The organism is Terrimicrobium sacchariphilum, from assembly GCF_001613545.1.
Taxonomy (GTDB): domain Bacteria; phylum Verrucomicrobiota; class Verrucomicrobiia; order Chthoniobacterales; family Terrimicrobiaceae; genus Terrimicrobium; species Terrimicrobium sacchariphilum.
Genome location: NZ_BDCO01000002.1, coordinates 1,300,235 through 1,314,910 on the forward strand (window position 1 = coordinate 1,300,235; position 14,676 = coordinate 1,314,910).

At 62.3% G+C, this 14,676-nt stretch carries 12 protein-coding genes; 6 read left to right on the top strand and 6 right to left on the bottom strand.

Going from position 1 to position 14,676, the window contains the following annotated elements; translation table 11 throughout:
- Nucleotides 1-21: 21 nt before the first annotated feature.
- On the bottom strand, nucleotides 22-834 hold the full coding sequence (locus TSACC_RS06180) for a LytR/AlgR family response regulator transcription factor (RefSeq protein ID WP_084400249.1): 813 nt from the start codon (nucleotides 832-834) through the stop codon (nucleotides 22-24).
- A 76-nt stretch (nucleotides 835-910) separates the two neighbouring features.
- The gene (locus tag TSACC_RS06185) at nucleotides 911-2,050 is read right to left on the bottom strand and encodes a sensor histidine kinase (protein WP_075078513.1); all 1,140 of its coding nucleotides are present in this window, start codon (nucleotides 2,048-2,050) and stop codon (nucleotides 911-913) included.
- Nucleotides 2,051-2,126: 76 nt separating this feature from the next.
- Here TSACC_RS06185 and TSACC_RS21705 point away from each other — a divergent pair, with 76 nt between their 5' ends.
- On the top strand, nucleotides 2,127-6,272 hold the full coding sequence (locus TSACC_RS21705) for a cellulose binding domain-containing protein (protein WP_084400250.1): 4,146 nt from the start codon (nucleotides 2,127-2,129) through the stop codon (nucleotides 6,270-6,272).
- Nucleotides 6,273-6,343: 71 nt separating this feature from the next.
- Here TSACC_RS21705 and TSACC_RS06215 read toward each other — a convergent pair whose 3' ends face one another.
- On the bottom strand, nucleotides 6,344-6,661 hold the full coding sequence (locus tag TSACC_RS06215; protein ID WP_101927826.1) for an ArsR/SmtB family transcription factor: 318 nt from the start codon (nucleotides 6,659-6,661) through the stop codon (nucleotides 6,344-6,346).
- Between the two features lie 61 nt (nucleotides 6,662-6,722).
- Between TSACC_RS06215 and TSACC_RS06220 the strand changes: the two genes are divergently transcribed.
- Together TSACC_RS06220 and TSACC_RS06225 are read left to right on the top strand one after the other, a co-directional pair.
- Nucleotides 6,723-7,298, top strand: coding sequence for a rhodanese-like domain-containing protein (locus tag TSACC_RS06220; protein ID WP_075078515.1), 576 nt, complete (start codon nucleotides 6,723-6,725; stop codon nucleotides 7,296-7,298).
- Nucleotides 7,295-8,953, top strand: a complete 1,659-nt coding sequence (locus TSACC_RS06225; protein WP_075078516.1) for an FAD-dependent oxidoreductase — start codon at nucleotides 7,295-7,297, stop codon at nucleotides 8,951-8,953. Before TSACC_RS06220 ends, TSACC_RS06225 begins: the two co-directional genes overlap by 4 nt.
- On the opposite strand, the gene TSACC_RS06230 is transcribed toward TSACC_RS06225, so the two are convergent.
- The gene (locus TSACC_RS06230) at nucleotides 8,950-9,936 is read right to left on the bottom strand and encodes a sugar kinase (RefSeq protein WP_075078517.1); all 987 of its coding nucleotides are present in this window, start codon (nucleotides 9,934-9,936) and stop codon (nucleotides 8,950-8,952) included. The two genes, TSACC_RS06225 and TSACC_RS06230, sit on opposite strands and share 4 nt — an antisense overlap.
- A gap of 242 nt (nucleotides 9,937-10,178) precedes the next feature.
- Here TSACC_RS06230 and TSACC_RS06235 point away from each other — a divergent pair, with 242 nt between their 5' ends.
- Nucleotides 10,179-11,327, top strand: a complete 1,149-nt coding sequence (locus TSACC_RS06235; protein ID WP_075078518.1) for an anaerobic sulfatase maturase — start codon at nucleotides 10,179-10,181, stop codon at nucleotides 11,325-11,327.
- A gap of 21 nt (nucleotides 11,328-11,348) precedes the next feature.
- Here TSACC_RS06235 and TSACC_RS06240 read toward each other — a convergent pair whose 3' ends face one another.
- Both TSACC_RS06240 and TSACC_RS06245 read right to left on the bottom strand, forming a co-directional pair.
- A complete protein-coding gene (locus tag TSACC_RS06240) occupies nucleotides 11,349-11,723 on the bottom strand; it encodes a translation initiation factor (protein WP_075078519.1) in 375 nt (124 codons plus the stop codon).
- A gap of 40 nt (nucleotides 11,724-11,763) precedes the next feature.
- A complete protein-coding gene (locus TSACC_RS06245; RefSeq protein ID WP_075078520.1) occupies nucleotides 11,764-12,513 on the bottom strand; it encodes a hypothetical protein in 750 nt (249 codons plus the stop codon).
- 25 nt (nucleotides 12,514-12,538) lie between these two features.
- On the opposite strand from TSACC_RS06245, the gene TSACC_RS06250 reads away from it, so the two are divergent.
- A complete protein-coding gene (locus TSACC_RS06250) occupies nucleotides 12,539-13,171 on the top strand; it encodes a C39 family peptidase (protein ID WP_153811308.1) in 633 nt (210 codons plus the stop codon).
- 42 nt (nucleotides 13,172-13,213) lie between these two features.
- Nucleotides 13,214-14,620 carry a glucuronate isomerase gene (gene uxaC, locus TSACC_RS06255; RefSeq protein WP_075078522.1) on the top strand — a complete coding sequence of 469 codons (1,407 nt, stop codon included), beginning with the start codon at nucleotides 13,214-13,216 and terminating at the stop codon, nucleotides 14,618-14,620.
- Nucleotides 14,621-14,676: the final 56 nt, after the last annotated feature.

A 14,676-nucleotide genomic window follows, 5' to 3' on the forward strand; every position in this document is an offset into this window, starting at 1 on the left:
GCTGTGCGCTGACGCGACCGTTTAGCTCTCGGTTTCCGGGATGCCGGAGAGATGCTGGGGCAGGGCGGCGCGCAGGCGGCGCAGGCCGGTACGGCCGACGGGTATCGGCTCCTCCGCCCCTTCCATGAAGACCCGGGCGCCTCGCGAGGGGCTGATCTCCACTGAGCTCAGCCGGTTGAGATTCAGGATGAGCGAGCGATCCACCCGGACAAAAGGCGGCGAGGGGAGCGTGCGCTCGTAGATGCCGAGCGTCTGGCAGATCAACAGCGGGGAAAGCTCGGCCACGGCGACACGGGTGAAATCTCCCTCGGCCTTCAGGGAAATGAGATTCGAAAGCGGCGCGATGATGGTGCGCTCGGGCGTGCGCAGGCAGATGCGGTCGGAGAGAGCGTAGGGCGGCTGGTCGCCCGAGCCGATCTCGGAGCGGATGCGGCGCAGGGTCTCCTCCAGTCGCGAGCGACGGACAGGCTTGAGTAGATAATCGACCGCTTCGACGTCAAAAGCCTGCGTGGCGTAATCCGAGTACGCCGTGACGAAGACCACGAGCGGCACGCGGTCGAGAGACTCCAGGACGTTGAATCCATCGCCTCCCGGGAGACGGATATCGAGAAAGATGACATCGGGCGAAAGCGACGGGATCTGCGCCACGGCAGAGGCGGCGGTATCGGCCTCGCCGACGATCTCGACGTCGGAAAACTCGTGCAGCAGCTCGCGCAAACCTTGTCGGGCGAGACGTTCGTCGTCGATGAGCATGACGCGGATGGGGCCGTGCGCCGATGCGACAGGTGTCGTCATCTCGGCAGACGGATGCGTGACGGTGACTGGCGAATTCATGGCAGCGTAGAACCCTGGGGAACCGGCTCTGGATTCTGCCAGCGAAAGCGTGGGGTGGGAAGTTTTTTGAGCGGGTCTAGACCGCCTCCGCCGCACCCCACAGCTGAATGGTCGCACAGACTACCCGCCCCCTCTGCTCGAGGGTGAAGTGATGGCGGCCCGGGTAATAGATCTCCAGACGTCGGCTGAGGGTGTCGAGGCCGACGCCCCCTGCCTTGTCGCGCGGGGTGGACTCGAGATGCCCGCTGTTCATCACCTCGATCTCGAGCACCCCACCCGTCTGAAAGGCCCGGATGTCGACGGTCATGGCATTGGCCGACTGATGAAAGCCCCATTTTAGCGCGTTTTCGACGAGGGGTTGGAGGATGAAGGTGGGGACGCGATGGGTGAGGGCCTCCGGCGACGCATCGACGGAGAACTGCAGCCGTTCGCCAAACCGGGCTTTCTCGATCTCCAGATAGGCATGCATGGCCCCGAGTTCGGACTCCAGCGCGGTAAAGGTCTGTTTGCGATGTTCCAGGGAGTAGCGGAGATAATCCGACAGACGGCAGATCATCTCGACGGCTTCATCGGGATGGGCATGGACCTCTGCGGCGATGCCGTTGAGGGAATTGAATAGAAAATGAGGGTCGAGCTGGGCCCGGAGCATCTGGAGTTCCATCCGATGAGCCTGGTGCTCCGCCTCCTCGGCATGGCGCGATTCTGCCGTCCACGCCTTCTCCGCCTGAAACCAGAAATACCCGAGGCTCCACCCCAGGAGGGCTGTCCACATGATGGTAAACCGCAGCATGGACGACTCCAGATCGGTGATGTTTTGCATCCGCCATCCCGTCAGCAAGGTGATCAGGTAGGTGGCGAGAGAAAGGATGATCGACCAGAACAGGCTGACCGCAACCACCGAGAGAGCGGTGCGCAGTCGAAACGGGATGCCAAAGCGCTGGTAATAGCGACGCAGAATGAGCGATGTCCCGAGTGCGAGACTTTCGTTCAAGATGGTGAGAATCAACGCCTTCGGTACATCGAGGTGAAAGAGGCACCGGACGAGGAAGGTCATCATCGCAAAGACCAGCCAGGCGGCCAGATTTACCCTCCAGAAGGAGAGGGAGATGAGCTTGCGGCGGATGACCTGGCGACGCAGCCAGCGCAGCACCACATCGCCGAACGGAGCGGGCGGCGGATGGGGGGTGGAACGGGGCGCGTTTTGTGGCTGATTCATCGAGTATCCGCGACGCTTGGTCGAGTTCGCGTGGCCTCCCCTTACATGCCCGGTTAACCCTCCTGCAAAGAAAATTATGAAGAGGAATCCCCTTTTTCCGCTTATCACCCTCCTGCTGGGGCTGCTGACGACATTCCTGTCTCAGGCCTCGGCCAGCGCGGCTCCCACCGTGGCTCTCTCGGTCGAGAGTAAATGGGACTCCGGTTTTACCGGAAAAGTCACCGTCTCGAACCCCGGCACGACGGCCATCAGTGGCTGGACGCTGGTATTTGACCTGAATCGCACGATCACGAGTTCGTGGAGTGCGGTACAGAAGAGCAAGTCGGGCTCGACCTATACCTTCACCAACGAAAGCTGGACCGGCAACATCCCGGCTGGCGGCTCCGTTTCCTTCGGCATCCAGGTCGATGGTACGGCCAAGGACGCACTGCTGACCAATGCCAAGTTGAACGGCTCCGCCATCGCCAGCTCGACCACCGGGAACACCAGTGGATCGACCACAGATAGCGGCAACGGCTCGGGATCGTCGACCACCACACCTGACATCGTGCTGAATGCCGATGCGCAGGGCGAGGTGCTCCAGCTTTCCCAGGTCCCGGGCGTGCAGAGTTATCCGTTCAAGAACACGGGTACCTATGCAGTCGTGTCGAACAACCCGGATGTCGCCGCGGCAGCCATCGTGAATGGCGCGCTCCAGATCACTGGCAAGAAGGCTGGTCGCGCCTCGGTGCGCATCAGCGAGTCCACATCGGGCAAGACGCGCGTCCTCGGCGTGCGGATCAACAACGCCGACGGCTCGGCTCCGGGCCTGCCGAACTATCTCGCCATCGGCTCGGTGAGCGAAGACTCCACTGCGGATCTGAATTTCTGGTCCGACTTTGCCAACGCCGGGCAGAACAAGCGCGTCGACGTGCGCTACATCTACCTGAATGGCGGCGCCTCCAATAGCATCGGCGACGGATGGAACTGGCGCGTGCTCAATAACGGCCAGCGCGCCACGCGCTTCGTCGAGGAGAGCATCAAGCTCGGCATGATCCCGTACTTCGTCTGGTACAACATCCCCGATGGCGGTGAGAGCTACTACACCGACAAGGCGCACATCGAGTCCAAGACCTATATGGAAGGCTACTTCGCCGACCTGCGTCACGCGCTGGAGATCACAAAGGAAGCCGCTGGCGATGAGCCCATCGGCTGGGTGCTGGAGCCGGACTTCCTCGGCTATTTCGCGCAAAACAACACCGGAACGCCCGATACCATCGTCGCACAGACCGACGCGGCCTACTCGAGTGGCGTGCTGGTGAAGGGCGTCGACCCGACATTCCCCAACACCCTGCGCGGACTCGTCGAGGCGATCAACTACACCATTGGCAAATACCAGCCCAATGCCATCTTCGGCTGGCAGTTCAACCTCTGGGCTTCGCCTGCGGGCGGCTTCACCAATGCCGGCATCACCGGCAAGGGCATCGTGCGCCTCACGGATACACTCGGCCTGGCCAAGGGTCGCAATGCGATCTCCAACGAAGCCAAGGCCATCGCCAACTACTATGTGTCGGCGGGCATCCTGACCCATGGCGCGAAGTTCATCAGCATCGACAAATACGGCCTCGATGCGGGCTTTGAGAACAAGAACAGCGATCCTCAGCAGTCCACGTGGTTCTGGAATGCGACGCACTGGACGAATTACCTGATCTTCGTCAATGCGCTGCACAACGCCACGCAGCTGCCTGTGACTCTGTGGCAGATCCCGGTGGGCCGCATCAACTCGACCACGGCGATCAGCCCGTACACGAATGCGAAGTTCCCGGATCTGACGAACACCACGCAGAACTACGAGGACTCGGCGTCCACGTACTTCTTCGGCGATACCTTCACCACGACGGGATCGCGCGCCACGTACTTCGGCACGACCGACGGCGGCCAGTCGCTGGTCAGCACGAGCGGGAGCAACCTCACCTGGGGTTCGCACCTGCAACTCGCCCGTGATGCCGGCGTGACCGTCGCGCTCTTCGGCCCCGGCGTGGGTGACAGCACCGACAACGTGGGCTCGGGCGAGAGCTACTACTGGATCAGCAAGGTGCAGAACTACTACAAGACCCCGGTTGCTCTCGTGAGTTCGCCTGCCGGTATTCCTCTGCCCGCTGATACGGGTGGAAGCACCGGCGGTAATACGGGCGGCTCGACCGGAGGCGGCACTGGCGGCTCGACGGGCGGGACCGATTCCGGCTCGGCCTCGGTTGCGGCGGCCTTTGCGGTCGTGAGCGACTGGGGCAGCGGCTACACGGCCAATGTCACGCTGACCAACAACGGCACCGCTTCGGTGACCGGCTGGACGGTGAGCTTTGACCTCGGCGTACCGATCACCAGCTTCTGGAGCGCCAAGGGCTCGCAGAACGGCACGAAGGCGACCTTTACCAACGAGTCGTGGAATGGCGTGATCGCCCCCGGCAAGTCGGTGACCTTCGGCATCCAGACCTCGTCGAGCGCGGACAAGACGGCGCAGAACTTCGTCATCAACGGCGCGGCGTCTTCGACCGGCAGCACGGGTGGAAGCACCGGAGGGTCGACTGGTTCGACCGGCGGCACCACCGGCGGAAGCACGGGAGGCACGACGGGCGGCAGTACGGATACCGGAGGCACAACCGGCGGAACCAGTGGTGGTTCGACCGGTGGTACTACTGGCGGAAGCACGGGCGGTTCGACCGGTGGAAGCACCGGAGGAACCACAGGCGGCTCGACGGGCGGTGGCAGCACCGCGACGGGCAGCGTGGCCTTTGCGGTCGCGAGCGACTGGGGCAGCGGCTACAGCGCCAATGTCACGGTGACGAACAACGGCACGACCTCGCTCTCGAGCTGGACGGTGAGCTTCGACCTCGACGTTCCGATCACCAGCTTCTGGAGCGCGAAGGGCGGCACCAAGGTGGGCAACCGCTACACCTTCACCAATGAGTCGTGGAACGGCACCATCGCTCCCGGCAAGTCGGTGACCTTCGGCGTGCAGACCTCGTCGAGCGCGGACAAGGTGGCGGAGAACTTCGCCCTCAACGGCGCGACAGCCTCCACCGGTGGAAGCACGGGCGGCACGGATACCGGAGGCACGACAGGCGGCAGCACGGATACCGGCGGAACGACTGGAGGCACAGGTAATACTGGTGGCGGCACCGACACGACAGGCGGCGGCTCGACAACGATCCCGGCGACCCGCGCAGTAGTCGGCTACTGGCATAACTGGAACAACGCCAGCTCGCCGTACATCCCGCTGCGCAATGTCGACAGCCGTTACAGCCAGGTGAACATCGCCTTTGCCGAACCCGCCACCTCGGGCGGAGCCGACATGGCCTTTGCCCCGGCGGTGGAGAGCAAGACGCAGTTCAAGGCCGACGTCGCCGCCCTCAAGCAGCGCGGCACCAAGGTCGTCATCTCGATCGGCGGCGCCAATGCTCCGATCGAACTCAAGACCACGGCCCAGAAGCAGCAGTTCGTTACCTCGATGAAGGCGATCATTGATGAATACGGCTTCAACGGTCTCGACGTGGACCTGGAAGGCACATCCGTGATCCTCGACGGCGGCGACACGGACTTCAAAAATCCGAAGACACCGAAGATCGTGAACCTGATCAGCGCCCTGCGGGAAATCGCGGATGCGTATGGCAGCAGCTTCATCCTCACCGCCGCACCCGAGACGCAGTACGTCCAGGGCGGCTATGGCAACTACGGCGGAGCCTTCGGCGGGTATCTCCCGATCCTCCACGCGCTGCGCGACAAGCTCACGTTTGTCCACGTGCAGTACTACAACACGGGTTCGCAGTTCGCCTACACCGGGGTGAATGATCCCAACAAGGATCTCATCCTGAGCCAGAGCACGCCGGACTTTGTGGTCGCCATGACGGAGATGCTCATCTCGGGCTTCCCGGTGGCGCGCAATGCAGCCAATGCCTTCCCGGGCCTCGGCGCGGACAAGGTCGCCATTGGCCTGCCCGCGACGCCCTCGGCGGCTCCGGCTGGCGGATACCTCGCCCCGGACAAGGTGAAGCAGGCTCTCGATTACCTGATCACAGGCAAGTCGGGATATGCCAATACCTACAAGCTCCGCAGCACCACGGGATACCCGGGATTGCGCGGCGTCATGACGTGGTCGGTCAACTGGGACAAGACGACCGACGGCGGCACCGCCTCGAATGAATTTGTCGCGGCCTACAGCGACTACTTCAGCAAGCTCAAGTAACAGGCCAAAGGCAGATACCAACGGCAGTCCCGACCCACGGCGGGGCTGCCGTTTTGCTTTTCCAGAACGTCCTAGGAGACGCCAAACTCCTCCGCCACGCGGCGGGCCTCCTCCTCCATGCGGCAGCACATCACGTCGCAGAGCTTGTAGACGTTTTTATCCGCGATGCAGTAGCGGGCAAAATTTCCCTCCCGCTCGCGCGCCACGAAGCGCGCCGTAAGCAGCACGCCGAGGTGCTTCGATACGTTGCCCTGCTTCATCTCCGTCGCCTCGATCAGCTCCGTGACCGTGAGCGGGCGATCCATCAGGGCGCGCAGGAGTTTCAGCCGCGAGGGTTCCGACAGGATCGAGAACAGCCGGGCGGCCTCGTTGATCTGGGCATCGGACATGGATGGTTTGTTTTTCCCTTGCATATTACTGTATCGGAATATAGTTGTATACGTATACCTTATGAATAACTCGACTGCAACCAGCGGAGAGTCAATCCGCAAAGTCCCGGCGGCGGGCATCGGCAACGCGGTGCTCCTGGATGTCCGGACCCCGGCGGAATATGAAGAAATGCACATCGAAGGCTCGGTGCTGCATCCATTGACCGAACTCGATCCGAGGGAGGTGAAAACTCTCCTCGGAAACGCTCCGGAGTGCGTGGTCGTGTGCGCCAGCGGTCAGCGGGCCATGCGAGCCGCCGAGCGTTTGCAAAAGGAACTGGGTGGTGCGGTGAAGCTCTCCGTCCTCGACGGCGGCGTGAAAGCCTGGGACGCTGCGGGGATGCCGCTCATCCGCGGCAAGGGCGTGATTTCCCTCGAGCGCCAGGTGCGCATTGCGGCGGGTTCCTTTGTGCTCACGGGGGTGGTCCTCGGCTTTCTTGTCAACCCGGCGTGGTTTGCCCTCTCGGGGTTTGTCGGGGCGGGGTTGGTTTTTGCCGGTGTTACAGACACTTGTGGGATGGGCATGCTGCTCGCCCGCATGCCGTGGAATAATCGCCGTCCGCTCCCCTCCTGCTGCGTGAAAGGAGGCCGGGCGTGAGCAAGAGAGTCCTTATCGTGGGCGGCGTGGCTGGCGGGGCGGCCTGTGCCGCACGGCTGCGGCGCATGGATGAAAACGCGGAGATCGTCATCTTTGACCGGGGTTCCTTTGTTTCCTTCGCCAACTGCGGGCTGCCGTATTTCATTGGTGGCGTCATTGAAAAGGAAAAGAGCCTTCTCGTGGCGGATGAGAAGCTGTTCAAGGACCGCTTCAATATCGACGTCCATACCGAGACCGAGGTCCTGGCGATTGATCGGGAAAAGAAGACCGTCTCCGTGATCGACCGCCGGAATGATCGCGTGAGAGTCGAGTCCTACGATGACCTCGTGCTTTCTCCTGGCGCGTCGCCTTTCCGGCCTCCGGTCGACGGCATCGATCTGCCCGGCGTGTTTTCGCTGCGGACCATTCCCGACAGTCGGGAGATTCGACAGTGGCTGGAGGAGCGCGAGGTGAAAACTGCGGTCGTTATCGGCGGGGGATTCATCGGCCTGGAGATGGCGGAAAACCTCACCCATCGCGGCGTGCAGGTCACCATCGTCGAGATGCTCGACCAGGTCATGCCGCCGTTTGATGTCGAGATGGCCTCGCTCGTGGCTGAGAAGCTGACACAAAAGGGTGTGCAACTCGCCCTGGGTGATGGTTTGAAGTCCATCGGGCAGACAGACTCCGGCGCGCTGGTCGTGCATACGCAATCTGGCAAACACCACGAGGCGGGTATCGTGATCCTCGCCATCGGCGTTCGCCCGGAGACGCGGCTCGCCGCCGAGGCAGGTCTGGTGCTGGGCTCCCGCGGAGGCATTCGCGTCGACCAGCACATGCGCACCAGCGACCCGGCCATCTGGGCGGTGGGTGATGCCGTGGAGGTGACGGATTACGTTACCGGCCAGCCTGCGCTCGTGCCACTCGCGGGACCGGCGGCAAGGCAGGGACGCATCGCGGCGGATAACATCTGCGGACGCGACGCGCGTTTTCGCGGCGTGCAGGGTACGGCGATCTGCGGGGTTTTTGACCTGGAGGTGGCCTGTACCGGCGCGAGCGAAAAGACCCTTCGCCGGCTCGGTGACACCGACTTTGAGAAAATCTATCTCCATCCCAACGATCACGCGGGCTACTTCCCCGGTGCCACCGGGATGAGTCTGAAGCTGATCTTTCGTCCCTCCGACGGTCGCGTGCTCGGCGCGCAGGGCGTGGGAGTGAAAGGTGTGGCCCGACGCATCGACGTCATTGCCATGGCCATCCAGATGGCCGGAACGATCTATGACCTGGAGGAGGCTGAACTGTGCTATGCCCCGCAATTTGGCGGAGCGAAGGACCCGGCCAATTTCGCGGGAATGATCGCCGCCGACGTGGCGCGCGGAGACATGCCGATCACGCACTGGAGCGAGCCGGCCACGCCCGACACCGTGCTGCTCGACGTGCGCAGCCCGGGAGAGTTTGCCCATGGCCATGCTCCCGGCGCGGTGAATTACCCGTTGGAAAGCCTGCGTGATTCGCTGGATCGCGTCCCCGCTTCCCCGGATCTGCGGGTTTACTGTGCGGTGGGGCAGCGTGGCTATGTCGCCACGCGACTCCTGCGGCAACACGGCATCCCGGCGCGCAATCTCTCGGGCGGACTGACTACGGGCCGCCAGGTGCTGGGCGTGTCAAAGGCCTAACGGCGCGCCTGCGTTTCGCCGAGGACGAAGCTGCCGAGTTCGCTGCGGGTCGGCATCGATTCCCAGTCTCCCTGCCCCATGCAGGCCATCGCGCCCATCGCGTTGGCCGTGCGGAGGGTGAGGGGACGGGATAGCTTCTCCCGGCGGGCGGAGAGGAACCCGGCGTTGAAGGCGTCTCCCGCACCGATGGTGTCGAGCGGCGCGACCTTGAAGGCCTTGCCATGCAGCGGAGCCTGACCCTTGCGGAATTGCCAGGCACCCTTTCCGCCATCCTTGATGAGGATCTCCTGAACGCCTCCCTGGAGGCATTTCTTCGCAATATCGGCGACCTTCGTCGCTCCGGTGAGGATGCGGCCCTCCTCGATTCCGACGAAGAGCGTGTGAATACTCGGCAGCAGCGGCGTCAGGCATTCGCGGAAGGCTTCGCGAGTCCAGAGCTTGCTGCGGAAATTTGCATCGAAATACACCGGCATTTTTTCCGCATAGGCTCGCCGGATGAGTTCCGATCCTGCCTCCCGGCTTTGCGGGCCGAGGGCCAGGGTGATTCCTGTGGTGAAAAAGATGTCGCCGGGCTGAAACTTTACCCGTTCCGCGACGGCAAGGCTCTCGGAAAGAAAAGCGGTATCCTTGCGGTAATAGAAGACATCCGGTTCGCGCCAGGCGAAGCAGTTGCGGACGAGCAGGCCGGTCGGTGCTCGACGGCTCGGCGTGACATTGCTTACGTCGAGACGCTCTGCTCGCAGAGTCCGCAGGATGCGCTCGCCGAAGGGATCATGGCCGACGGCCGTATTGAACTGACACGAATATCCCAGCCGGGCCAGGGCAATGGCCGTGTTGGATTCCGCTCCCGCGATGGAAATGGTGCCGCTCGGCGTGGACTCGATCCGGGACTGGGGTGTTCCGAGAATGAGTCCCAATACTTCACCGAAGAAGACAAAACGTTCTGTGCTTGTGGGTGGGCGCTCGAAGATGGATTGGTTCATGTCAGGGTCATACCGCCCTGCGACATTCCTTGCGTTTTCGTGCGGGCAGCGAATCAGTCTCAAAAGGGTGGCAAATCGGAGAGGGGATGTCCAGTCGGGGAGATTTTCCGCAGGGACTAAGCGAGGGAAATTATTAGTTTCTGGATCAGATCCGGAGAAAACTTATACTAGGACTTCCTGTGAAGAGTGAGTTGTTGCCAGCGCCGGCCTCGGTCCCGAGGCGGCCCCGTGCATTTCATGTGATGGCCAAGCCCTTCGGGGCGATTTGCAACCTGGAATGTTCCTACTGCTATTACCTGGGCAAAAAGGAGATGTATCCGGCCTCGGAGAGCTTTCGCATGTCCGATCCTGTGCTGGACCAGTATATCCGGCAATACATCGACTCGCAGGATACGGAGGAGGTCACGTTTGTCTGGCAGGGCGGAGAGCCGACCCTCCTCGGCCTGGGCTTCTTTGAAAAAGCACTGGAGTTGCAGGCCCGTCATGGTCAGGGCCGCAAGATCAGCAACTCGCTCCAGACCAACGGGACAAATCTCACCGATGAGTGGTGCGAGTTTTTCCACCGGCACCATTTTCTCATCGGGGTGAGCATTGATGGGCCGCGCAAGATCCACGACCGCTACCGTCTCGACAAAAAACAACAGCCGACTTTTGACCGTGTGGTCAACGGCATCGCGCTGCTGAAAAAGCACAAGGTCGAGTTCAACACGCTCACCGTGGTGAACCGCACCAATGCCGCGCAGCCGCTCGATGTCTACCGCTTCTTGAAGCGGCTGGGTTCGCGTTATTTGCAGTTCATTCCCATCGTGGAGATCGATCACCAGCGGTCGACGCCGGGCCGCACGGTGGTGACCCAGGAGAGCGTGGAGCCGCGGCAGTTTGGCGAGTTTCTCATCCGGATCTTCGACGAGTGGGTGCGCCACGATGTCGGGCAGACGTTCGTCCAGCTTTTCGACAACACGCTCAGTCGTCACATGGGCCTGCCATCCACTGTCTGCGCCTTTGGGGAAACCTGCGGCGAAGCGATGGCCATCGAGCACAATGGCGATGTCTTCAGCTGCGATCATTTCGTTTATCCCGAGTATCGGCTGGGTAACATCATGGAGACGCCGCTTGCCGATATCGCGCTCTCGGAGCGGCAGCAGCAGTTTGGCCGGATGAAAAAGGACGGGCTGCCAAAGTATTGCCGCGAGTGCCATGTGCTTTTTGCCTGCAACGGGGAGTGCCCGAAGCATCGCTTCCTCAAGACGCACGATGGCGAGGAGGGGCTGAATTACCTCTGCACCGCGTACCAGCGGTTTTTCCACCACACCGATCCCTACATGAAGACAATGGCCCACCTGCTGCATCGCGGCAGGCCGGCCTCGGATGTGATGCGGCTGGCGAACTGACTTCGCCGTGCGGCGTCGATATCAGCTCACGCCGCCTACGAGGAAGCCCTGGCCCTCAAAGAACGTGCGGACGCGCGAGGCCTGGTCGCCTTGCAACTCCAGTTCGCGCCCGTTGAGCGCGCCGCCGCAGCCGAGTGACTTGCGCGCGGCCTTGAGGAGATTCTCGAGTTCCGGCGGAGAAAGGTGCGTCGGGAGCTGGCTCACGACGATGACGGTCTTGCCGCCGCGCTGGGCCTTTTCCTTGCGCAGGACGATGCGGTGGCGCTTCGTGTCCACTTTTTCCGGAGCGGGTTCCGGCGCGATCTCTTGTCCCTCGGGCAGGCCGTCCATCTGGAGGGCGGCGAAGGGGGACTGGAGCGGGTTCTGTGGCGCGGAGACGGGAATCTTGCGACTCATGCGGAAAAGGTAGGATGCGGTTTTTCGCGACGCAAGCCGCCTATGGCATTGCGCCCGAGAGCTTGAGCGCCTCGCGGCGGCTGGAGTCCACCCGCAGCAGCGAGGCGAGATAGGCGTCGGAATTCGGAATGCTCGCCCAGGCGGCGATCCGCTCCGGGTGCTCGAGCCGGGAAAAGAGCATCCAGGCGATTTTCTTGCGCGAGACGGAGCGCGTACCCATGCCGTCGGGCTTGTTGCTGGACCAGTATTTCACCATCTCCTGCCCGTTTACGATTTCCGTACCCAGATAGATCACGGAATGTCCGCGTTCATTCTGCCCCACGGCATCCGTCCAGAAGACCTTGAGAAAATCCCCGGGTCGGGCCTCCCGGATGTCGGTGAAATTCCGGCCGAGGCCGAGTTCGTAAAAGAGCCGCGCCGTGCCGGGACCATTGGCATTCCAGCGGCCCCAGATGCCCGTGCCATCCGGGAGCGGCTGGGGCCGGATCGCCTCCCATGTCTCGGGCATGATGGTGATCTCCCCACGTTTTTCCAAGTCCTGCAAGGCCATGAGCAGGGCGAGGTACGTCGCCCCGGAGCAATAGCTGGGCCGCGCCGCCCCTGGCGTGATGCGTGCGCCTGCGTCCGTCACGGAAACCGACCGCGTCAGCGCCTGATGCGCGCCGGTGTCGGTGGCGTAGCGTCCGCCGCCCGGAATGCGCGAAATCTGCTCGAGCACGACGGCATTGTAGTCCGAGGCCATCGCCCACCACGGGGCGAGAAGGAGGAAAAAGAGGACTCGCGCAATCATGCGACCATGACAATGTTCCTCTCGCATGACTGCAAGGCGGATATTGTCCCTCGTTCTGTTGTTTCTCCTCGTCTTCGTGGCGTGGACGGGGTGGTGGTTGACGGACTGGCTCGGTCGCCGGCCCATCGATCCCTCGGGCGGACTGTATTTTCCGTCGCGTTACGTACTCTCCGTCCCGCAGTTCCTTCAGGAGGACCCGCGCTGGGGGCAGGATCAGTTGGCCACAACCCCATCGACGGTGGGCGGCGAGGGGTGCGCGGTTTCCTCGGCGGCGATGGTGCTGGCCTCGTACGGCGTCGATGTCGACCCGGGCCGGCTCAACAAGTTTCTCACCCAATTACCCGGCGGCTACACCCCGGAGGGCTGGATTTATTGGGAAAAGGCGGCGGAGTTCGCTCCCGGCCTGACGGCGAAACTCCTTCCCCATTATGAGGACAAGCCATCGTATTTCCTCATCGACCGGAACCTCATCCAGGGAAATCCCGTCATCATTCGGCTGCGCTATCCCTCTGGGGTCACGCACTTTGTGGTGATTTGCGGCAAGGACGGTTACGACTACCTCATCCGCGATCCCGGTCGCGGGGGAGTCAAGGGCGTGTACCCGCTCAAGGACTTTGGCGGACCCATCGAGGCGCTGCGATTTTACCGGAAGCCTTGAGGCGGACGGGCAGGCCTGCTTAGTTGGAGGGGACCCCTTAAAATGAAAACCTTCATCTCCGACAACTTCCTTCTGCACAGCGATAGCGCGAAGAGGTTGTACCACGACTACGCCCGCCAGGAGCCCATTTTCGACTACCACTGCCACCTGCCTCCCGCTGAGATCGCGTCCAACCGGCAGTTTGCCAATCTCTACGACATCTGGCTCGGCGGAGATCACTACAAGTGGCGCGCCATGCGCTCCAACGGAGTCGACGAGCGCTACTGCACGGGCGATGCCCAGCCGTTTGACAAGTTCCTCGCCTACGCCCGCACCGTGCCTCGCACGCTGCGCAATCCGCTCTACCACTGGACGCACCTTGAGTTGCTCCGGTATTTCGGCATCGACGAGATCCTCAATGAACACAGCGCCCAGTGGATATGGGATCGGTGCAACGAACTGCTGGCGCAGCCGGATTTCTCGACGCAGAGCCTCATCCGTCGCAGCAACGTCAAGGTCATCTGCACCACCGACGACCCGACCGACGATCTCTCGGCGCACATTTTCCTGCGGGACAATCCTTTCGGCACCAAGGTCTACCCGACCTTCCGCCCCGATCGCGCCATGGGCGTGGACAAGCCGGAGTCGTTCAACGCCTGGATCAAGAAACTCGAGGCGGTTTCCGGCGTGGACTGCACGAAGTTCGGCGGATTCCTCTACGCGTTGGAGAAGCGCCACGACTTCTTCCACGAGATGGGAACGCGGCTTTCCGACCACGGGCTGAGCTATTGCCCCGGAGCCTTTGCCAGCGAGAAAAAGGCACGTCGCATCTTTGAGGATGCCCGGGCCGGCGAGGGGGCGAATCCCGAGGATTGGGAGAAATTCGCGGGTTTCCTCATGATCTTCTTCGGCCGCCTCGATGCGCGTCGCGGTTGGGTGAAGCAGCTCCATCTCGGGGCGCAGCGCAATAATAACACCCGCCTCATGCGCAGCCTCGGTCCGGATACGGGCTTTGACTCCATCGGCGACTGGCGGCAGGCCCACACGCTGGCCCGCTACCTCGACGTGCTCGACAGCGAGAATTCCCTGCCCAAGACGATCATCTACAACCTCAATCCCGCCGATAACTACGTGATGGGGACGATGGTCGGCAACTTCCAGGACGGTTCCGTCCCCGGCAAGGTGCAGTTTGGCAGCGGCTGGTGGTTCCTCGACCAGAAGGAAGGCATGGAATGGCAGATCAACGCGCTGTCAAATCTCGGCCTGCTTTCGCGCTTCGTCGGCATGCTGACGGATTCCCGCTCGTTCCTCTCCTACACCCGCCACGAGTATTTCCGCCGTATCCTGTGCAACATGATCGGCACCGACGTGGAAAAGGGCGAACTGCCATGGGACTTTGATCTGCTCGGCCAGACCGTGCGCGACATCTGCTACGGCAATGCCGCCGGGTACTTCGGCCTCGAAGCCTGAGGAGTTTCCAGCGAGGCGCCGGTGGATTTTTCTGCCGGCGCCTTTTTCGTTTTTAC

Excerpts from the sequence above, each read along its gene's own strand:
- TSACC_RS06180 (WP_084400249.1), bottom strand. The coding sequence starts at position 834 with ATGAATTCGCCAGTCACCGTCACGCATCCGTCTGCCGAGATGACGACA.
- TSACC_RS06185 (WP_075078513.1), bottom strand. The coding sequence starts at position 2,050 with ATGAATCAGCCACAAAACGCGCCCCGTTCCACCCCCCATCCGCCGCCC.
- TSACC_RS21705 (WP_084400250.1), top strand. The coding sequence starts at position 2,127 with ATGAAGAGGAATCCCCTTTTTCCGCTTATCACCCTCCTGCTGGGGCTG.
- TSACC_RS06215 (WP_101927826.1), bottom strand. The coding sequence starts at position 6,661 with ATGTCCGATGCCCAGATCAACGAGGCCGCCCGGCTGTTCTCGATCCTG.
- TSACC_RS06220 (WP_075078515.1), top strand. The coding sequence starts at position 6,723 with ATGAATAACTCGACTGCAACCAGCGGAGAGTCAATCCGCAAAGTCCCG.
- TSACC_RS06230 (WP_075078517.1), bottom strand. The coding sequence starts at position 9,936 with ATGAACCAATCCATCTTCGAGCGCCCACCCACAAGCACAGAACGTTTT.
- TSACC_RS06235 (WP_075078518.1), top strand. The coding sequence starts at position 10,179 with ATGGCCAAGCCCTTCGGGGCGATTTGCAACCTGGAATGTTCCTACTGC.
- TSACC_RS06240 (WP_075078519.1), bottom strand. The coding sequence starts at position 11,723 with ATGAGTCGCAAGATTCCCGTCTCCGCGCCACAGAACCCGCTCCAGTCC.
- TSACC_RS06245 (WP_075078520.1), bottom strand. The coding sequence starts at position 12,513 with ATGATTGCGCGAGTCCTCTTTTTCCTCCTTCTCGCCCCGTGGTGGGCG.
- TSACC_RS06250 (WP_153811308.1), top strand. The coding sequence starts at position 12,539 with ATGACTGCAAGGCGGATATTGTCCCTCGTTCTGTTGTTTCTCCTCGTC.
- uxaC (WP_075078522.1), top strand. The coding sequence starts at position 13,214 with ATGAAAACCTTCATCTCCGACAACTTCCTTCTGCACAGCGATAGCGCG.